This window comes from Paenibacillus provencensis (assembly GCF_042678545.1).
Classification (GTDB): domain Bacteria; phylum Bacillota; class Bacilli; order Paenibacillales; family Paenibacillaceae; genus Paenibacillus; species Paenibacillus provencensis.
Genome location: NZ_JBHTKX010000001.1, coordinates 387,521 through 407,355 on the forward strand (window position 1 = coordinate 387,521; position 19,835 = coordinate 407,355).

The 19,835-nt window shown below is 45.1% G+C and carries 21 protein-coding genes; 15 read left to right on the plus strand and 6 right to left on the minus strand.

Going from position 1 to position 19,835, the window contains the following annotated elements; translation table 11 throughout:
• Window positions 1-15 precede the first annotated feature (15 nt).
• Together ACFQ3J_RS01885 and ACFQ3J_RS01890 are read right to left on the minus strand one after the other, a co-directional pair.
• A complete protein-coding gene (locus tag ACFQ3J_RS01885; protein ID WP_091158277.1) occupies window positions 16-246 on the minus strand; it encodes a hypothetical protein in 231 nt (76 codons plus the stop codon).
• Complete coding sequence (locus ACFQ3J_RS01890; RefSeq protein ID WP_091158275.1) at window positions 243-1,280, minus strand: nucleotide-binding protein; 1,038 nt, start codon at window positions 1,278-1,280, stop codon at window positions 243-245. The genes ACFQ3J_RS01885 and ACFQ3J_RS01890 overlap by 4 nt, the downstream gene beginning before the upstream one ends.
• Window positions 1,281-1,830: 550 nt before the next feature.
• On the opposite strand from ACFQ3J_RS01890, the gene ACFQ3J_RS01895 reads away from it, so the two are divergent.
• The 10 genes from ACFQ3J_RS01895 to ACFQ3J_RS01940 all read left to right on the plus strand — a co-directional run bounded on the left by ACFQ3J_RS01895 (window position 1,831) and on the right by ACFQ3J_RS01940 (window position 12,006).
• Window positions 1,831-2,721 carry a YitT family protein gene (locus tag ACFQ3J_RS01895; RefSeq protein WP_311285555.1) on the plus strand — a complete coding sequence of 297 codons (891 nt, stop codon included), beginning with the start codon at window positions 1,831-1,833 and terminating at the stop codon, window positions 2,719-2,721.
• 373 nt (window positions 2,722-3,094) lie between these two features.
• On the plus strand, window positions 3,095-3,472 hold the full coding sequence (locus ACFQ3J_RS01900) for a VOC family protein (protein ID WP_091158273.1): 378 nt from the start codon (window positions 3,095-3,097) through the stop codon (window positions 3,470-3,472).
• A gap of 905 nt (window positions 3,473-4,377) precedes the next feature.
• Window positions 4,378-4,641, plus strand: coding sequence for a CD3324 family protein (locus ACFQ3J_RS01905; RefSeq protein ID WP_285849985.1), 264 nt, complete (start codon window positions 4,378-4,380; stop codon window positions 4,639-4,641).
• A gap of 31 nt (window positions 4,642-4,672) precedes the next feature.
• Complete coding sequence (locus tag ACFQ3J_RS01910) at window positions 4,673-5,782, plus strand: ABC transporter transmembrane domain-containing protein (protein WP_251580959.1); 1,110 nt, start codon at window positions 4,673-4,675, stop codon at window positions 5,780-5,782.
• The gene (locus tag ACFQ3J_RS01915; protein ID WP_251580961.1) at window positions 5,748-6,866 is read left to right on the plus strand and encodes an ABC transporter ATP-binding protein; all 1,119 of its coding nucleotides are present in this window, start codon (window positions 5,748-5,750) and stop codon (window positions 6,864-6,866) included. The genes ACFQ3J_RS01910 and ACFQ3J_RS01915 overlap by 35 nt, the downstream gene beginning before the upstream one ends.
• A complete protein-coding gene (locus ACFQ3J_RS01920; protein ID WP_091158272.1) occupies window positions 6,866-7,366 on the plus strand; it encodes a DUF1854 domain-containing protein in 501 nt (166 codons plus the stop codon). Before ACFQ3J_RS01915 ends, ACFQ3J_RS01920 begins: the two co-directional genes overlap by 1 nt.
• Before the next feature lie 318 nt (window positions 7,367-7,684).
• Window positions 7,685-9,103 (plus strand): pyruvate kinase, encoded by a 1,419-nt coding sequence (gene pyk / locus ACFQ3J_RS01925; RefSeq protein WP_091158270.1) that lies wholly within the window; start codon window positions 7,685-7,687, stop codon window positions 9,101-9,103.
• An 88-nt stretch (window positions 9,104-9,191) separates the two neighbouring features.
• Entirely contained in the window at window positions 9,192-10,055 is an 864-nt protein-coding gene (locus ACFQ3J_RS01930; RefSeq protein WP_091158268.1) for a DUF421 domain-containing protein, read from the plus strand.
• A 121-nt stretch (window positions 10,056-10,176) separates the two neighbouring features.
• Complete coding sequence (locus ACFQ3J_RS01935) at window positions 10,177-11,055, plus strand: phosphotransferase enzyme family protein (protein WP_091158267.1); 879 nt, start codon at window positions 10,177-10,179, stop codon at window positions 11,053-11,055.
• Window positions 11,056-11,082: 27 nt separating this feature from the next.
• Window positions 11,083-12,006: an ROK family protein gene (locus ACFQ3J_RS01940; RefSeq protein ID WP_091158265.1), complete on the plus strand. Its 924-nt coding sequence runs from the start codon at window positions 11,083-11,085 to the stop codon at window positions 12,004-12,006.
• Window positions 12,007-12,028: 22 nt separating this feature from the next.
• Here the strand turns inward: ACFQ3J_RS01940 and ACFQ3J_RS01945 are convergent, their stop codons facing one another.
• Window positions 12,029-12,448: a DUF2188 domain-containing protein gene (locus tag ACFQ3J_RS01945; RefSeq protein ID WP_091158264.1), complete on the minus strand. Its 420-nt coding sequence runs from the start codon at window positions 12,446-12,448 to the stop codon at window positions 12,029-12,031.
• Between the two features lie 83 nt (window positions 12,449-12,531).
• On the opposite strand from ACFQ3J_RS01945, the gene ACFQ3J_RS01950 reads away from it, so the two are divergent.
• Complete coding sequence (locus ACFQ3J_RS01950) at window positions 12,532-13,329, plus strand: lipid II flippase family protein (protein ID WP_091158262.1); 798 nt, start codon at window positions 12,532-12,534, stop codon at window positions 13,327-13,329.
• A 115-nt stretch (window positions 13,330-13,444) separates the two neighbouring features.
• Here the strand turns inward: ACFQ3J_RS01950 and msrB are convergent, their stop codons facing one another.
• Together msrB and ACFQ3J_RS01960 are read right to left on the minus strand one after the other, a co-directional pair.
• On the minus strand, window positions 13,445-14,416 hold the full coding sequence (msrB, locus tag ACFQ3J_RS01955; protein ID WP_091158261.1) for a peptide-methionine (R)-S-oxide reductase MsrB: 972 nt from the start codon (window positions 14,414-14,416) through the stop codon (window positions 13,445-13,447).
• A gap of 91 nt (window positions 14,417-14,507) precedes the next feature.
• The gene (locus ACFQ3J_RS01960; protein WP_251580962.1) at window positions 14,508-15,134 is read right to left on the minus strand and encodes a TVP38/TMEM64 family protein; all 627 of its coding nucleotides are present in this window, start codon (window positions 15,132-15,134) and stop codon (window positions 14,508-14,510) included.
• 160 nt (window positions 15,135-15,294) lie between these two features.
• Between ACFQ3J_RS01960 and ACFQ3J_RS01965 the strand changes: the two genes are divergently transcribed.
• On the plus strand, window positions 15,295-16,245 hold the full coding sequence (locus ACFQ3J_RS01965; RefSeq protein WP_251580963.1) for a Gfo/Idh/MocA family protein: 951 nt from the start codon (window positions 15,295-15,297) through the stop codon (window positions 16,243-16,245).
• A gap of 29 nt (window positions 16,246-16,274) precedes the next feature.
• Window positions 16,275-16,574, plus strand: a complete 300-nt coding sequence (locus ACFQ3J_RS01970; protein ID WP_251580964.1) for a hypothetical protein — start codon at window positions 16,275-16,277, stop codon at window positions 16,572-16,574.
• On the opposite strand, the gene ACFQ3J_RS01975 is transcribed toward ACFQ3J_RS01970, so the two are convergent.
• A complete protein-coding gene (locus ACFQ3J_RS01975; RefSeq protein ID WP_091158256.1) occupies window positions 16,571-17,392 on the minus strand; it encodes an AraC family transcriptional regulator in 822 nt (273 codons plus the stop codon). The two genes, ACFQ3J_RS01970 and ACFQ3J_RS01975, sit on opposite strands and share 4 nt — an antisense overlap.
• 146 nt (window positions 17,393-17,538) lie before the next feature.
• On the opposite strand from ACFQ3J_RS01975, the gene ACFQ3J_RS01980 reads away from it, so the two are divergent.
• Both ACFQ3J_RS01980 and ACFQ3J_RS01985 read left to right on the plus strand, forming a co-directional pair.
• Window positions 17,539-18,630 carry a Gfo/Idh/MocA family protein gene (locus ACFQ3J_RS01980; protein ID WP_091158255.1) on the plus strand — a complete coding sequence of 364 codons (1,092 nt, stop codon included), beginning with the start codon at window positions 17,539-17,541 and terminating at the stop codon, window positions 18,628-18,630.
• Window positions 18,631-18,706: 76 nt separating this feature from the next.
• Window positions 18,707-19,789: a Gfo/Idh/MocA family protein gene (locus tag ACFQ3J_RS01985; protein WP_251580965.1), complete on the plus strand. Its 1,083-nt coding sequence runs from the start codon at window positions 18,707-18,709 to the stop codon at window positions 19,787-19,789.
• Window positions 19,790-19,835 lie beyond the last annotated feature (46 nt).

Here is a 19,835-nt window from a genome sequence, read left to right on the forward strand (position 1 = left end):
CGATGCTGCCTAAAATTATGTCATATATTGCGGTTTATCGTAGAGTGCGTCCTTCTCTAATATGACCTTGTACGGGCGTTCCTTGCCTTTCAAGGAAGGGCCAAGCGTGACAATGGGCACCTCGGGCTTCTTGAAACTGTTGCCGCTGTCACCTTCCGGTACAGATCCGGTTGTTTCGCGCGCGGCACTCAGACGTACCTTTGGGGCTCCTCTTTTTTTGTTGAGCCTCTGTCTGATTGGTTTCATCCCAACTCTCCTCCTAACAGGTCGTGAATAGCACTAAATAGTTGGCGATTATCACGGTCAATTTGCTGGAATAGATCATCACCTGCCTCGAGGTGTCCAACAAGATGTACGGTAAATACATAACCACTTGCTACAGGATAGCACAGCATATACTCTTTCTCAAGATAATCATCATACAGATTTACCTTGATTTTGTTCTCCTTGTACGCATCAACGACCATGATTCGACTGGGATCATCCGGCGGTTTGCCGTCATTGATATTCATGGAGTAACGCCTTCCAATCTCACCGACATTTCCAGCTACCTGCTCAATATATCCAGATAGAGAAACCCGGTGCACCGTGGTACCGCGTACGAGAAAATGCGGCCGCGATACAAAAGCCGTTCGCAGTGTATCGCTCATACGGTGGAGCATTTGATCATCAATTTTGCGGGAACGCAGTAGTTCGCGAAAGAAACGAAGCAGCTTCAGCAGCTGAATGCGTTTATTCTCTTCCTCCTGTTTTACTTTATTCACTTTCTCTGTTAAATACATATCTGACCAAGGGCCTAATCTTTCCATCATATCAGCAATTTTGTGACACGCTACCGATACAGCGGGGGCCCAGTTGCCATCTGAACGAATTTCATAAGTCAGGGACCCTAGACCAAGAAGATCACTGGGCATTCGCATGCCTTCAATATCCATACTGCTATCCAGCTCGTTAACATGTTCAGGTAATATAAAGAATATGCGTCCTCTTCCCAATCGGCTCATAAAAAGACCCATTTCAAACAGGGTATTGTCCCGTACCGTTGCGTACATTTTTCCCCGAATCCTGGTGATGTCATCCGGGTGAAAAATAAAAATGGCGAAATCGCTGCTTCGAACCTGCTTATCCAGATCCTCCATCGTATAGCTGCTCGGATTAAATACGCCGGCATACCAAGGAGTGATTTCAGCAGCATACCTTAAATTTTCATGTACAGCTGCGGCAATAGGCTTCGCTTCAAGGGAACATCCGATGAACGCTCTAGGCTTAATCGTCTTCATAGTCCGCTCCGCCTCGCTTACGGGATATGTTTTTTTAAGATCTTTTTCTATATTATACCATTTACCCGAATTTGACGAACCGAAAAGCACCACATCCTGAAGAAAGAGCCGTAAGAACTAGAGGTATGCGACTAAAGACGATGGGTTGAATATTAATAGTCTATTCGCCGCTACATGAAATGGACATGGAGCATGTAATAAAGTGAGTATAAAATACCAAGCAGGCACCGTTTCTGGTATGTTATAATTAGTTTAATCATATATTAAAGAACTGACTATATGCACGAATATATGATTACTAACAGAAAGGATCTGGATACCATGAGTCCCCGAAGGATGAAGCCCCAAAGGACAATTTGGAAACGAAATGATTCCTCGTATACGTAGCTTCCCTTACGCGATTAGTAAAAAGTCACTTGTAAAATGACCAACTATGCGTAGGGAGAGGTAAGCAAAATGAATATTCGAAGGATGAACTCCTCTCAGCTTTCCTTACGCGTTAGTTTCGGTCTGTTTCTGACCAAACTACAAACAATGCGAGGGAATCTGTATGAGGACAAAGCAAAAACTTCTGTTTTGGAATAAGGCGGCTGTAATATCACAAGAACAACCTGTTTCATTCGAAAACAGAAAAAAGACGGCTGTAACCGAGGCCGTAAGATCGATGTTTAATCGGAATGAGCTGAAAAGTATCGGAATGATGCTTTTTGGGACGATGCTGATGGCGTTTGCTTTTTATCACATCAACTATGTAAACCATTTGTCGGAAGGCGGATTTGTAGGATTAGCCCTGCTTGGCAGCTATGTTGCCGGTTGGTCTCCTGCGCTCACCAGCTTGCTGCTGGATATTCCCGTCATTCTGATTGCATGGTATTTTATGGGCCGAAAGTATATGCTCAAAGCCATGCTCGGAGCCTTATCTTTCTCATTATTTTATGAATGGTGCGAACGGTATTCACCCCTGGTCATTGATCTGCAGGGAAGTCTGCTGGCAGCGGCCCTCATTTCCGGGATTTTAACCGGAGTGGGAGCAGGGATTGTTATTGCGAGCGGAAGCGCGACAGGCGGAGATGATATTTTGGCGGTGATCCTCAGCAAATGGAGCCGGATGAAGATCGGATCAGTGTTCTTTATTTTTGACGGAATTGTATTGCTGTTGTCGCTTCTCTTTATGCCACTCAAAGAAACGTTGTATACGGTGCTAGCTGTATGGATTGCAAGTAAGTTCATAACTCTGATTACTCAAGCAGCAGCGAAGAAGAAGCTGCCCGAATATGAGAGGGAAATCTTGCAGCCGAAGCCGGCAAAGACCGATGTTGGGCTATTACCGATACCGAAGCCTGCAACTGCGTACGTAACGTATTTACCTATTAGCGCTAAGGATACCAAGCATCACGTATCCACCACCCGGGTCAAGAAGTCAAGTGCTGCCGGAGGATAGAAGATTATTTGGTATTGATGATACAGTTGAACAGTATACGAAAGAACAGAAGGATCTGCATGTTTGCAGGTCCTTTTTGCGTTGTCTTCACCAACCAATTCCACAAATCTCAAAATTTATCCATAAATGTCATTGAGGATCAGTCTATATTCTTTCAGAATAACCGATTTGCTTCCAGGGATTATCGCCTACAAAGTAACTTATAACGAACAAGAGTCCGAGGCTTTTCATCTTTACTCTGAGGTAGCACTGCAAGACCAAAAAACGCGATAGCTCTTTCCGTCCGAATTAGGTAAAATAATATTACGATATTAATTAAAACTCAGTTTCATCTAATGAAACGTAAATTGCGTTCATAAGGAGGAGAAGGACGATGTCGTTTAGGTTTGTTGGTCTTGATCATGTTCAGCTTGCTGCACCGGAAGGCCGTGAATCAGAAGCACGTCATTTCTTTAAAGAGATATTAGGGTGGACCGAAATTCCAAAGCCGGAGCCATTACAGAAACGAGGTGGTGTTTGGTTTAAATGTGGTATTCATGAAGTACATATTGGGGTTCAGAAGGATTTTACCCCCGCTACCAAAGCCCATCCTGCATTTCATGTTCACAATATAGAAGCTTTAAAGGTGCATCTAGCGAGGCAAAATGTAACCATTATTCATGACGAGGCACGTACAGAAGAAGGTATCACACGTTTCTATGTCCATGATCCATTTGGCAACAGAATTGAATTTCTTGAATTTAGCAGATGAAAAAAACGTTCAATCAGGGTGGCTGGATGGAGAAATAGATGATTAAGCTAGTTCCAAGCTGGAACCGCTTTCGTTATCAGGATTTTCGCTGTTAGCGGGTTTACGATTTATATGGAAATCAGGTCTTTAGACTCGACTACGGTAAAGATTAGTTATAACTTTTCTTTCTCTACCCTGATGGAAATCACGGATTATATAATGTAGTTGTCGGGGCCGACGAAATACAAGGAAAGGAGATGATCCAATTGATCAATGAGCGCGAGGTGACTTTCGCTTAAGTGCGGAAGTTGTGCATTTAGCATGAGAGGAGGCTAATGTCTCCTCTCATTAATTAATTATAGATCGCATGGAAGCTTACGAAGTGTCCTTCTTCTTAGGAAACGTGTGTATCGGAATTCTTTGATTCCATTTGATCGGAGTTATAAAATTTGTAAATTTTAAAAACTACTTCTTGCCTATATAACAATGCTTTCATTATAATAAGTTTAGTTTTACATATTGAAGATTTTGCCACATGCTAACTTGCTGAATATCAGGCGAAATCTAATCTTAAGAAGAGAGGAGAAAGTACAATGCAGCCGTCATTCAAACTTCAACGACAGGAACAACTGAATATGCTCAAAGCAAGGTACCTCTATACCGATACGCGATCATGACAAGGAATTTTGAATGAAGCGTGAGATGGATGATGTGTGTAATGTTTAGCTTATGAATAATCAAGAGGACTGCCTATGGACATTTGTAAACGTTCAGGGTTTTTTTATTTTTTTGAGGGCATAGTTTCCGTGAGAAGGTTACAACAACCAAAAAATGAACGAAAGGAGATGCGAACATGATTTTAAATGTGTTTGTAAGTGATGACGTGAGTGGCCAGAGAACCGTATTCGAGGAGGATATTTATCGTGATGTACAAAAATGGAAGAGATGCGCTTCCCCCTAGCTTGCTGAAAGAGATTCAAAAGTATATTCAAGGAGATCTCATCTACATCCCAAAAGCTACCGAAGAGCGTGCACGCTGGGGAGAAAAGAGCGGAGCCCGCAAGCAGCTAGCTCAGCGCAACGCAGAGATTTCACTGTATTATTCCAAAGGATGGTCTGTTTCGGAGCTGGAGCAGAAGTATCATCTATCCAGTGAGAGTATTCGCAAAATCGTTGTGAAGTCCAGGTAACTAGGATGCTTAGGATGGGAGAGTGTCTTCATTGTCGATAGTCCAAGGGCTTCCGAGTTCGATCGGAAGTCAAATTGAAGATCCATTGTTATTCAGCGAACGGACAGATTTATTACACAATGGACATTTTGGAGAACAGTGGATCGTGATCACCAGGGAAGAGGTCACGGTCTGGACTCCACAAGGAGTCAATATAAGCAGGCTGGAAGTACAGCAAATGACAGAAGCCCGAGCCGTCAGCGGAATAGGCGGCGGCTCCTTAATTGCCGATACTTCCAAAGGTCCTGTTGTTATAGCGAGATATACGGCCGCCCTTACGGCGGTCTATAGTTTCGCAGCTAAGCTGGTATGTGCAGTGATTCAGCAGGAAGAGCTGCCAACTGCTTCGGAAAAAGAAATTCCGCGATATTGCCCGAATTGCGAGCATCCACTGGCGGAAGGAACGCAGACATGTCCTGTCTGCAAAGATAATGGGAAAGTTCTTCTTCGCATGCTCCAGTACGCAAAGCCGTATAAAGGACAAATGATTGTGGCTGGAATCTTACTTGTATTAACTACTCTTGTCGAACTAATCCCGCCTTATTTAACGAAGATTATGATAGATGATGTCTTGAAACCGGATTCAATAGCAGACTCATTACTGTGGCTAGTCGTCGGCTTAGGAGCTGCGATGCTGGTCACATCGGTCATGCAAACGTTTCGCGGATTGCTGGGAGTATGGGTCGGTTCCAAGTTAATGGGGGACATTCGAAAGGATATCTATCACGCATTAATGAAGCTGTCCCTGTCCTTCTTTGATCGCAGACAAACCTCGCAATTTATTGGCCGGGTCAACAGTGACTCGGAGGCGATGCGGCAATTCATGACAGACGGTATTATCTGGGTAACCGGGGAATCTCTTCGAGTGGTTGCCATCTTTGCTATTATGTTTGGACTCGACTGGAAGCTGACTCTCTTTGCGCTATTGCCTATGCCTGTAATGGTGTTCGTGTCCTTATCTCTATGGCCGAAGATCGGGCGGCGTTGGTATCAGCAGTGGAGATCTATTTTTCGTCTGAACGTCATTGTTGGTGACTCGCTTCAGGGGATAAGAGTAGTAAAAGCTTTTGGACAAAGAGAAGGCAGAGATATCCCGATATAGTGAAGTAAATGAACAGCTTGTGAAGCACAACATTCGTATTGAGGGATTGTGGCAGGGAATGTTCCCTTTATTCTCCTTGATCGCTGGTATTGGGACACTTCTCATCTGGTATTATGGCGGAGCATCGGTTATACAAGGCGAGCTTCAGCTAGGTGTACTCATGGCTCTAATATCCTATCTTGGTATGCTGTTTGGTCCCCTGCAATGGATTAGCCAGATGATTAACTGGTCCAGTAATGCACTGGCTGCTGCAGACCGAGTGTTCGAAATTCTTGATACGACACCGGATGTGCCTGATGCTCAGAACCCGCGTGATATTGGCAGTATGAAGGGACATGTCCAGTTCAATGAGGTAACCTATGGCTATGAGAAGCATCATCCCGTATTAAAGAGGGTGAGTCTGGAGGTTCAGCCGGGAGAAATGATTGGGCTGGTTGGACATTCAGGAGCAGGTAAATCGACATTCATTAATCTGATTTGCCGTTTCTATGATCCAGATGAAGGAAGCCTCCTCATCGACGGAGTTCCGCTAACAGAGATTAGTCAAATTGATCTTCGGAATAAGATCGGGGTGGTGCTCCAAGAGACGTTCTTATTCGATGGAACAATAGCAGATAATATCGCTTATTCCAAGCCTGATGCTACACCGGATGAAATAATGCGAGCAGCCAAGATTGCTAACGCACATGATTTTATTGTTCGTCTGCCGGATGGATATGATACACGTGTTGGTGAACGAGGGCATAGGCTGTCTGGAGGAGAAAAACAGCGTGTTGCTATTGCCCGGGCAATTATACATGACCCACGAATTTTGATATTGGATGAAGCAACGGCTTCCGTCGATACAGAGACCGAACGTCAGATTCAAGAAGCCATTTCGAGACTTATACAGGGACGAACGACATTTGCCATTGCACATCGTCTGTCAACTCTGCGAAATGCCGATCGTTTGGTAGTATTGGACAAAGGGAAAATCGTTGAAGTGGGTACACATGAAGAATTGCTCGCGATCGAAGAGGGAGCTTATCGTAAGCTAGTTGATGCACAGCAAGAATTGTCGAAGATCAAGGGGGTCGAAGGCTAATGGAACGGGATCCTTACGATATTCATTTTCTTCAGCCGCCTGCTGTCATGTTTAGTCGGGGGCCGGGAGGCGTATTGCAGGGAGTTGTAGAAGGCGCACTGTATGATGAAATTCTAGTCTATCGAACTTTTCCTTTTAAGTACACTTCTCAGTATATTTCCATTCGTAATGCGAAGGGAGATGAGCTCGGAATTATTAGGGATATAAGTCAGCTGGATGCTGAAAGTGTAGAGGAATTGGGGAGAGAATTGCAATTTCGTTATTTCCTGCCGAGAGTAACCCGAGTTGACAGTGTTAAAGAAAAATCAGAGCTCTGGGTATGGGAGCTGCAGACGACGCTTGGCCCTACACGAATGGCAATGCGTAATTTGCACGAGCATGTGCAATATCCTGAAGAAGGACGATTGATATTAACGGATATAAATGGTAAGCGCTGCGAAATTCTTGATTGGAGAGAGCTTGATCAGCATAGTAGAAAACAGCTGACAGATGTAATTTAAATATCGTTATCATTTTGACAAAGACCGATACAGAGGTGTGATGTATCGGTTTCTTTGTCTTGTCTGTTTATCCTCCAAGTGGAACGTTAAAACAGCAGATCTTTAAGATCTTTAAAGCCCCAGTGGAATTTTTGGAGCCCGAACGACTTTTGCGAAGCAACCGGAGAGAGGGGGCCAAAAATGGAACGACTGAGAGGGAGCCAAAAATGAAACGGACAAATGGAACGTCCTTATACATGATTTATAAAGAGAGAACACATACTTCACAAAGGAACCTTTTTGTGACGGTTAAATTTTATCGACAAGTGAGGAGAAAGAATGCTTAAGACGAAAATTATTTGTACGATGGGGCCTGCTTGCGACTCCATTGATCGGTTAAAGCAAATGATTCAGCAAGGGATGACCGTGGCACGTCTGAACATGGCACACGGCGAACCACATGAGCATGTCCAGCGAATGAAGCAAGTACGTCAGGCAGCAGAGGAGTTGGGCACATTTGTACCGATTATGATAGATATTAAAGGACCCGAGATACGAATCGGCAAACTTAAGGAAGCTTTTGTCCAGCTAGTGACCGGGGAAGAACTCATATTAACAACAGAAGAAGTATTGGGTGATGCCAAACGTATAGGTGTGAATTATGCGGAGATGAATCTGGTTGTTAAATCGGGAAACATCGTACTTATTGATGACGGACTGATTGGACTGGAAGTGATGGAGGTAACTGGGCCGGATATACACTGCAGAATCCTGAATGGTGGTGTGCTAAAGCCTAGAAAAGGAGTTAATCTCCCAGGAATTAAAACGACACTGCCAGGGGTAACAGAACGAGATAAGAAGCATATTGCTTTTGGGCTCGAGAACAAGGTGGAAATGATTGCAGCGTCCTTCGTGCGCAAAGGAGCAGATATTGAGGAAATCAGGTCTATCCTCAAACAAAACAAGGCAGAGCATGTTCAAATCTATGCCAAAATTGAGAACCAAGAGGGCGTAGATCGGATCAACGAGATTATTGAAGCATCGGATGGAATTATGGTAGCTCGGGGTGATTTGGGTGTCGAGGTGCCGATTGAGGATGTTCCAATGGTTCAAATTGAGCTTATCCAAAAATGCAATTTGGCAGGGAAGCCTGTCATTGTGGCTACACATATGCTGGATTCCATGCAAGTGAATCCTCGTCCCACCCGTGCCGAGGTCAGCGATGTATCCAATGCAGTTCTGCAGGGAGCCGATGTTGTGATGCTGTCGGGAGAATCTGCGGCCGGGAAGTATCCGGTGGAATCAGTTCGCACCATGGCTGCCGTTGCCAAGAAGGCTGAATCACTTATTGATTACAGAAGTGGCTTCCTTAAGAAGAGAGAGCAGCATGCGACCAAAATAACCGAGGTTATCAGCCAAAGCGCGGTAAGTGCGTCACTTGAGCTCGGAGCAAAGGTGATTATTACATCCACAGGCAGCGGGTTTACCGCAAGAATGATATCGAAGTATCGTCCGGAAGCGCCTATCCTGGCAATCACATCCAATCCTGAGGTGCTGCCTAAATTATGCTTGTACTCGGGAGTGTTCCCATACTTGGGTGAAAAGGTAACAACAACAGATGAGATGTTTGAATCGGTGACTCGAAACGCGGCAATGAAGGGGTTTGTGGAGCCGGGGGATACTGTGGTGTTGTCAGCAGGGGTACCGATTGGAAGATCGGGAACGACGAATTTAATCAAAATTGTTGAGGTATGCTGAATTATTTTCCCAAAAACAAAGGGTAAATAATTCAGCAATTAAGCAAAAAAGAATCACTAAACGACCATCGATTAGGAGGCGAACGAACATGCCTGATTGGCTGGAGGTTTCGATCAGAACATTGGCAGCAGTAACCGTCCTTTTTCTGATCACGAAAATATTAGGAAAACGTCAAATCTCCCAGTTATCGTTATTTGAATATATCACAGGTATCACCTTGGGAAACTTGGTGGGTTACATTTCTCTTGATCTTGATAATACCTGGTATCTAGGATTTGTAGCCCTGTTTGTATGGGTTGTCGTATCTGCTGTTGCAGAGTATTTTACCATGAAGAGTAAAAAATTCAGGGACATCGTAGACGGGAAAGCAACTGTGTTGGTTGAAAGGGGCGCCTTGCTCAGAGATAACCTGAAAAAAGAACGCCTGACGGTGGATGAATTTTTAGAGCAGCTGCGTAAAAAAGATGTATTCAGGGTAGCAGATGTAGAGTTTGCGATAATGGAGCAGAGTGGTGAGATTAATGTAATGCTCAAAAAAGAGCATCAGCCTCTTACTGCGGATCTATTAGGATATCAGCTGTCTTCCGAGCAAGAGCCAAGAACAATTATCATCGACGGACATATATTACCCGATTCGTTAAACGCTTCGGGCCATAATGAAGATTGGGTTCATAAAGAGCTGCGCAGACTGGGGCTTCCGCTGAAGCAGGTATTTGTAGGACAGGTGGACAGCCGAGGAGAGCTTACAGTACAGACAGGAAAACAATCTTTGCCTAAACCGACGACCTCTAAACCAAACGATCAAATCGCAGAGCTGGTCAAGCGGCTGCAGGATGATTTGACCATGCGAAGACAGTTATCGGCTTCAGAGAAAGACAAGCTGCAATACCAGCAGGCATTAGATCAGCTGAAAAATGCAATGAATGCATATAAATCCCCACAAAAGCCGTAACATTCTTGAATGTGCGGCTTTTCTTTTTCCCTTTAAATACTTTACTTATTCTGGATAAAAAGGATAACATAGAGGGGATAAAGGGCGAAGTCTTGCTAGAATTCCATAAAGGAGAAACAATGTGCAAATTTCAGAAGGGTTCCTGCTTAGAAGTTTAGAAGAGCACTATGAGATTGGAGAAGCCAGCGGGCTTGTTCCTATATCCTCGGGGCATACATCTCATGCCTGCCGGTTAGAAACGATGCAAGGACATCAATTCGTTTTAAGACGACTAAGAAGCAAGCTTCAAGCGGCTTGCGAATATGAAATTTCTAGTACAGCTGCAGCGCATTACGTTACTCCATATATTCTTCCAGGTCGTAATGAAAACGGATTTATAGAGGTTCAAGGCAACGTATACAATCTTCAGCACTATTTGAAGCCGGACAAGGTTCCTGTTCAGCACATGTTCCTGCAAATGGGCAAAGCACTAGGCATCCTACATACCGTATTGAGAAATACGACAGTTCATGATCAAGAAGATCGTTTTTCTCTGGAATACAGCTGGAACGAAGCAACTCAAAACATGTCCGATAATTTAAACGCGTCTCTTGAAAAATATGTAACGGCTTGTCTAGAGATGAACCAACGAATGGAAGGATGTATCCATGCTGATTTGGGCATCTGGAACGTCATTTTTCATGCAGCTTCGGTGTATATCATTGATTTTGGAGAAGCAAGAACAGGTGATTATCACTTCGATGCAGCTGCGTTATTAACTTCGTCGATTGGTAAGGCATGGACAGATCAACAAGCTGCTGCTTCTATTTTTGACTTTAAAAAAGGTTATGAACAGAGCGGTCTACAGCTAGATCAGTCCGTACTTTTAGAAAATATGATCCTGTGGTTGATAAGGGGAGCGGCAACTGTGCTTGCTGAGTATGGAGAAACAGAACAAACGACGTATTACGTTGATCATATCATTGCAGACCTAACAAAATACAACAGACTATTGGGATAAATGCATGAAAAGAAGGGGGAGACAGTCATGCATCAGGGCGCAGTGGGGTTGGATATTGGGGGAACGAATATCAAGGCCGGGCTTGTACGAGATGATGGAGTCATTCTATACGATATGATTGTCCCAACGAATGCAGATAAGGGCAAGGATCAACTGCTTGCCTCCATTGCCGAAGCTGCTGCAAGCTGTACTAGCAAGGCTAAGAGTCTAAATATAAAAGTAGCAGGCATTGGAATGGGAACGGCAGGGTTCATTACCATAGACGGGGCAATTGGCAGTGCGACAGCGAATTTGCCAGACTGGAAAGGAACTCCGCTAAGAGAAGAAATGGAGAGAAGACTTCACCTGCCTACAAGGCTGGAGAATGATGTAAACGTCTTGGCGATTGGGGAAATGTGGCAGGGTGCAGGAAGAGGTCTGTCCGAATTTCTATGTGTTAGTCTTGGAACGGGAGTAGGCGGCAGCATGATAACGAATGGCCGTACCTACCGGGGAAGAAGCGGGTATGCAGGTGCCTTTGGACATCAGGTAATCCAAATGGGTGGAAAGCCATGTACATGCGGTTCGAAAGGCTGCTGGGAGCAGTATGCATCAGTTACAGCACTAAAAAGACAGGTATTGGAAGCAGGACAGCCTGCTTGGGCTGATGATCCCAGACAACTGTTTATAGAAGCCAAGGCAGGAAACGAAGCTGCAAAGAACCTTATCCGTGACTATGCCGAATACATCGCTATCGGTTTGACGAATCTCATTCATCTCTATAATCCAGCGGCTATTATCATCGGGGGTGCGATTTCAGAACAAGGGGATGCCTTGCTCTGTCCGGTACGCGAACAAATAGAGAGGTACACCATGGATGGATTTGCAGATCATCCGCCGCTCCCTATCTTACCAGCCATATTAGGAAATAAGGCAGGAATCATAGGAGCAGCCAAGCTGATTCTTACATAGCTTAGCTGCTCAAGTAACAAGCTCAATTATATATTTTTGAGGTCATAATCTTACCTTGTTTATCATGGATGATGACTCTCATTTCCTTGCCTGATGCGATTTTTTTTGCCGCATCCTCTGCTTCATTTTTTAATCGATAGGTATCCTCTGGCTTGTTTGTGCCTTCTTTTTTGATTGCCCAGCCATCTTCAAAGGGAACAACATGAAGATTCCGGTGATCACCAGAAGAATGAACAGGCCTGTCATTGCTGCTGTCAGAGCTGCTGTTTGCTTCAGGATGATTCTCATCCCATTCTTTGGCTTGAGCAGTAGCGATGGCAATGGACCGGCCTTCCTCATATCCGTCTTCCAGCAAAGCATTTGCAATTTCAACAGCTTTCTCGCGGATTCTGGGGTCAAGATTTTTCATGGATGGAGGGTAGTCGTGTTTGCTCCATGGCATAATGTTTCTCTCCCTTCATTAAGATGTCTCATCTATTTATTACCCGATAACAAAATATCAAAAACATAAGGAGTGAATAGATCATGCTGCTGCAACTTGCTCTGCCGTTTCTGTTTACGATGATTATTCATGCTGCAGACAGCCTGTCCTATGCACTGAGGCTGGGCGGGTTAAGAACGAAGCGGATTACGATCGCTTTGTCTTTATCTGGTGTGCTGCTCCTCGTCTCAAGAACTTCTAATATGGCACAGGGGCCGCTTCTTGGTTCAATGGTTGATAAAGCCAATGGTACAGACAGCAGCATGCTTCAAACTCAGCTTCATTTGATATTAGGAGCGGCAGCAGTGGGAACACTCATCGCAATTCTTATGTTTCCGACCATGGTAAGATGGTCCTCAAGGCTGGTGGTTCACCTGGAGAAGTCAGGCTCGATTCCTGGCATGCTTGCTTCTCTGTGCTCTAAGAACACGATGAAAAATGCACTCCACTATATTTCTTGGCCTAGATTTTCCATGCTCCAGACATGTTTCGGTGGAAATTTACCGAGAAGGCTGATGGTCCTTAACATGTCGGTTACGGCTATTTATACGGTTGGAGTTCTTGCCACTTTATATGCAGCCTATTTAAATCCTGAGCAAGCGATGGCTGCTTCGCAATCGTCAGGCTTAATTAACGGTATGGCAACGATTCTGCTGACTCTGTTGATTGACCCTCGGATTGCACTTCTAAGTGATCGCTCACTACGTGGAGATATTCGTCTGGAGCAGATGAACCGAGTGTATGGCTGCATGCTGATGTCACGTCTTGCAGGTACGCTGCTAGCCCAGCTGCTTCTAGTACCCTTTGCCCTGTGGATTAGTCTTGTGGTTGGCTGGATCTAGAACAGCAGAATATACAGGTGCTAGTCAAACAGGGCCGTTAAAAAAGCGGAACATCCAAAAACGCAGGGCTATATAGATAGCTCCTGCGTTTTCTAATTCTAACAAGCCTGATGGCTTATTTATTTGTATTCTCGAATAGATGGACATACTCAGCGTAGCCCTCTTTCTCCAGATCCTCTTTTGGAACGAACCTCAGCGCTGCAGAATTGATGCAGTATCGCAGTCCATTCTCTCCAGGCCCATCATCAAACACATGCCCCAGATGAGAATCAGCTTCCCGACTTCTGACTTCTGTACGGATCATGAAATGAGACAAATCCGTCTTCTCTTTAATACTGTAGTCCCGAAGGGGCCTCGTAAAGCTTGGCCAGCCGCAGCCTGCATCGTATTTGTCACGTGAGCTGAAGAGAGGTTCACCGGATACGATATCTACATAGATTCCCTCTCCTTCATGATCCCAGAATTCATTCTGAAAAGGAGGCTCGGTGCCATTATTTTGAGTGACATTATATTGCATCGGGCTCAGCTGCTCTTTCAGCTGTTCTTTGCTCATAGGACGGGACCAATGGTTCTCGATGAAATCCTCGCGCCCTGAGCCTTTGCGGTAACGCTTATAATGCCCTGGATTTTTCTTATGATAATCTTGGTGATGCTCTTCAGCTTCATAGAACGTCTGGGCAGGAAGAATAGGGGTAAAGATCGGTTTATCAAATCTTCCGCTTGCTTCAAGCGCCTGTTTGGATACTTCTGCCTTTACCTTCTGCTCTTCTGTATGATAAAAAATGGCAGTTTGATACGAAGTGCCGCGGTCATGAAATTGGCCTCCCGCATCGGTTGGATCAATCTGCTGCCAGAACAACGCTAACAGCTTCTCATAAGGGAATAATTTAGGATCATATGTGATCTGAACAGCCTCCACATGACCTGTCGTTTCGGAGCATACCTCTTCGTAGGTCGGATTTTCCGTATGACCTCCGGTATAGCCGGACCGTACTTTCAAAATGCCGGGAAGATCCTCAAAGGGAGAGACCATGCACCAGAAGCATCCTCCCGCAAATGTAGCCTTTTCTGTAAATAGTGGTTCCATTCTATATTCACTCCATTCTACAAGAATAATTAGATCAACTTGTCCTTGAAGTATTATATCTTAAAAAAACGATATTAACCAAATAGAGAGGTTAACATGGGCCTTGTATTTGCTTTAACCTTATTTTATAAACGGCAAACGCGATAACGAGCATCATAATATAAATCAGAGCTATGCCTGCGGTTTGAAGCGGATGCTCTAACAAGTTCCCTCCTGCATAGGCATACAGAGCAATACTGGGCAGCTTGCCAACGGAGGTTGCCAGCAGATAGCTCCAGAAGGGCAGTGAGGCTGTTCCCGCGTAGATATTGACCCCCATCTGTGGAACGATTGGAAGCATTCTAGCGAGAAGTATCGTACTGAAGGTATGCTGCTCGAACAGTGTGGTGAGCCTGGAAATGACAGGAATACGCTCCAGGTATAATCGGCCCTTGTCCTGAAATAACCATCTGAACATCAGGTACACGACAATGGAGGCAATCGTTGTCCCAAGCCAGGTAACAACTCCGCCCATAACAGCACCGAAGGAGTACCCCAGCAGCCCGATCACAAGCTTATAAGGAAGAACGGGAAACAGAGCGAATAAGGTTGCAATCAGCGTCAAGTTCATGTAATTAGCATGGTCCTGTGCCCATGACATGACTTCATTGCGATATAATAGAAGAAATACAAGCGCTGGCAAATAGAGCAGCGTAAGGAGAAGCCATTTTTTCATCATATCATCCTCTGAAAATTCATTGTTCATTTATTATACCGGATGGTGCAAGACTTACATAACGAAGCCATGCACAAATGTAACTTCACTTTGCTAGTTGTACCGGCCATTGTTACACTAGAGCAGGTGATTATGAGGGAGACAGGAGGAAGTCAAGATCCAGATGAAAATAACACATCGAAAAAGAATTGCGATCGCAGGTTTGGGTGACATCGCAAATAAAGTATACCTGCCGCTGCTTACGGCTCATCCTGAAGTGGAGGTTGTCGGAGTGATGAACCGATCGTTGTCTAAGGTAGAGGAGATCACTTCTCTATATCGGCTTGATCGGGGAACAACCCATCTTGACGAGCTGTTCAGCTGGGAGCCGGATGCCGTTTTTGTACATACCTCAACAGAATCTCACCATGAGATTGTGATGAACTGTATAGAGCGGGGGATTGCCGTATATGTGGATAAGCCTTTATCCTATAATCTTAAAGAATCCATAGAAATGGCGGCTTTTGCCGAATCGATGGGTGTTCTGCTTGCGGTCGGCTTCAATCGAAGGTTTGCTCCACTATACCGAGAGGCACGAGATTGGATCAGCCAATCTGGCGAGGTTGAGAGCATCGTCTGCAATAAGCATCGCATGAAGCTTGACAGCCGCTCAAGCCGTATTACCGTTTATGATGATCTAATTCATATGATTGATACCCTATTGTGGCTTGGCGGTGAGGATTGTGAGCTCGTATCACATCAATTGAGGATGAACGATCAGGGTGCGCTGCTCCAGGCTTCGGGCAGTATTGTGACAGGAAATAGAGGAGTCGGCTCGTTTGGCATGGTGCGTTTTGCAGGGGCTGACACCGAGACGATAGAGCTTCATGGAGCAGGAAGAACGGCACTTATCTATCAAATGGAATCGCTGCAACTCCATGCAGCAGGTGCACCAGCCATCATTAGAACACCGGGAAGCTGGGAATCGGTCCTCACCCGCAGAGGATTCACTGGCTGCGTACAGCATTTTCTGGACTTTCTCGGCAAAGATCCGGAAGGCTGCGAGCTTCATGCCGGCCGTGTGCTTGCAAGCCATGAGCTGTGTGAAGAGCTTCTGATGCAGAACCATTCATGATAAATCATACAAGACAGGAGATATGAGCCTTGAACAAAAAGGAAATGGAAGAACAAATCATTGAAAGCTACAGACAGGATGAGGATATGATGATTCTCGTCTTTGCTCAGTGGTGTGCAAACAATGAACAGAACCCCGAGGAGCTGTATCGCAGAGCGTATCCTGCCCAACAGAACAACGAACGTCTTCAGCATGTGTTGAACCTCGTCGTTCCTAAGGAGGAAGCAGGCGATATTGCTGACGATACACTCCTTGGTGTCCTGTCATTATATGGTAATGACGATCTTGCTATGGTTGTAGCTGAGGTTATCGAGCAGCGCAAGCGTTAGAGAAGTTGTTCTCGATGAATTGAGCGAAATTCCCTCGGCGACATTCCGAATCGGGCCTTAAACACGCGATGGAAGTAAGTATAGCTGTTAAAGCCTGAGGATTCAGCGACATGCTCGAGTGACATAGGACTAAAAATAATGCGCTCCCGCGCCATATTTAACCGGATATCCAGTGTGTATTGCATGATACTTGTATCAAATGCCTCCTTGAACAAATGAACGGCTCTGGAGACACTGATGCCTATGCTGGAAGCCACATCTTCAAGTTTAAACAGGGTAGAAGCATTCTCTACAATGTAATTTTTAATTTGATAAGCCAAATAGCTGGTTTGTGTCGTTGTCGGATGCTCTGAGAGTAAACGATCAATTTCAAGGCATAATATGCGCATATAATAGCTTGGGATCTCCGGAAATGGATTTGCGATCCGGCGCTGTTCGAGAACGATTTGACGAAATAGGCTAAGTAGGCTTTCGGTCAGATCAACCTTGATCCGCGTCGGACGCTTCTTTTTATGCCACCATTCATCCGCCCAATCTCCTGTGAAAAAAATATGATAATCTCCACTTTCGACAAGTGAATTGCCGGCACCGTTCTCCTCATTGTCAATCTTGAGTTCGTACGGTTCTGTCGGATGAAATAACAGCAGATCACCTGATTCTATAAAGGTCATTTGGTCATCGACCCGGGCTCTGCACCTCCCGTCGGTTTGAAGACGGAACAAATAATTTTTAACTCCTTCAGGCTGTGAGAAATAGTAAGGTTTCCGATGAAATGAAAAGCCGGCTGTAAGAACTTGGCAGGATTGTTCGACTGACATAAGTACTGACTCCTTGAAATAAAAATATTGACCAGATTGTTCATGTTTTGATCATATACTTCATTTTAATTTATAAACGAATCGAATACTATAGTACCAGTTAAGAATTACCTTGAAGGTCAATCACCAGAGGAGTGACAAGATCAGTGGAAAAAATGAAGGCAGGCATTATCGGGTGCGGGAATATCAGCAGCATATACCTTACGAACCTGAAAAAGAGTCCTGTAATTGAAGTTGTGGCGGTAGCGGACTTGATTATGGAACGCGCCGAAGCAAGAGCAGCCGAGTTCGGGATAGCAAACGCTTACACTGTTGACGAGCTTTTGCAAAATGATGAAATTGAGCTTGTATTAAATCTGACGGTACCCGGCAGTCATGCCGTAACCAATATAGCTGCACTTGAGGCTGGTAAGCACGTATACGGCGAGAAACCATTCACCATCTCTCTTGAAGATGGGCGCAGAGTGCTTGAGCTGGCAGAAGAAAAAGGGCTTTATGTTGGAACCGCCCCTGATACTTTCTTGGGATCGGGTATTCAGACTGCAATCAAAGCCATACAAGACGGAGTCATTGGAAGACCGGTATCTGCAACCGCTTTTTTCATGGGGGGCGGGCCTGAGTCCTGGCATCCTGATCCGGAATTTTTCTATGCCTACGGCGGGGGACCGATGCTGGATATGGGACCGTATTATTTGACAGCACTTGTTAAGCTGTTAGGACCAATCCGTAGGGTAAGCGCTTCAACCGGCATTCAAATTCCAGACCGTGTTGTTGGGTCAGGACCGAAGCAAGGGCAGAAACTTCAGGTACAAACTCCTACCCATCTGGCAGGAACCATGGATTTCGCAAGTGGAGTTATCGGTACCATGATCGCAAGCTTTGATGTTCGCGCAGGTTCAGGACTGCCGCTGATTGAGATCCATGGAACAGAAGGAACGCTACAAGTGCCAGATCCGAATTTCTTTAACGGCGATGTTAAAGTGAAGCGAATTGGATCGGACGTCTGGGAAGTGATCCAGCCTGTAACGGTAAGTGAGCAGAATGAGCGTGGTCTCGGTCTGAACCAGATGGTAGAAGCGATTCGTAACGGAAGCGAGGCTGAAGCGAGTGGTAAGCTTGGATACCATGTGCTTGAAGCGATGCATGCGTTTGAGTGCTCTTCAATTGAAGGCAGACATGTACTGCTGGAGAGTACGATCGAAGTTCATAAGGAACCCGAGCTTTTATCAAATAACTAACTTACACCGGCTCAATGATCTAGAGGACTTGCTAAACAAAAATTAAATTAACAAGCTGCAGGCGGAGGTAAAGTTCATGACCCAAACATTAAAAGTAGCTATTATCGGTTGTGGAGGTATCGCAAACGGTAAACATATGCCATCCCTTTTTAAACAAAAGAATGCTGAAATGGTTGCATTCTGTGACATTGTCGAATCCCGCGCAGAAGAAGCAGCAAGCAAATTTGGTGCCGAGGGAGCGATGGTATACACAGATTATCAAGAGCTCCTCAAGGATGAGAGCATTGATGTTGTCCATGTGTGTACGCCAAACGATTCCCACTCGGTCATTACCGTGTCGGCACTAGAAGCAGGCAAGCATGTCATGTGTGAGAAGCCAATGGCCAAAACATCGGAGCAGGCCCTTGAAATGATCGAAGCGGCGAAACGGACGGGCAAGAAGCTGTCGATCGCTTATCAGAACCGTTTCCGCAATGACAGTCTCTATTTGAAGGAGCTTATAGAAACCGGAGAACTCGGGGATATCTATTATGGCAAAGCGATTGCGCTTCGCCGCCGAGGTGTTCCGACTTGGGGCGTATTCCTGGACGAAGAGAAGCAAGGCGGCGGACCTTTGATCGATATCGGCACACATGCGCTTGATTTAACCTTATGGCTGATGGATAACTACAAACCTAAGAGTGTAATGGGTTCTGTATTTCATAAGCTGAGCGGACGGGAAAATGCAGCGAATGCATTTGGTCCTTGGGATCCTAAGGAGTTCAACGTTGAAGATTCAGCCTTCGGCTTTGTGACGATGGAGAACGGGGCTACTATTCAGGTGGAAGCGAGCTGGGCTCTTAATGTGGTGGAGACAGGCGAGGCACAGACCCTACTTGCAGGGACAGAAGGCGGAGCCGATATGAAGAATGGTCTTCGTTTGAATGGTGAGAAATTAAGCAGGCTTTATGAGCAGAATATTGACCTTAACGCCGGTGGAGTTGCCTTCTTTGCAGGTGAGAGCGAGAGTGACGCAGATCGGGAAGCCAGAATGTGGATAGAGGCGATACAGGAAGATAAGGAACCTCTTGTCAAACCAGAACAGGCTTACGTCGTAACTCAAATACTTGAAGCTATCTATGAATCAGCACGTACTGGAAAAGCGGTATATTTCGAGTAATAAGCAAACTTCCTTATTCATTTAGAAGCAGCAGTTTAATTATAGT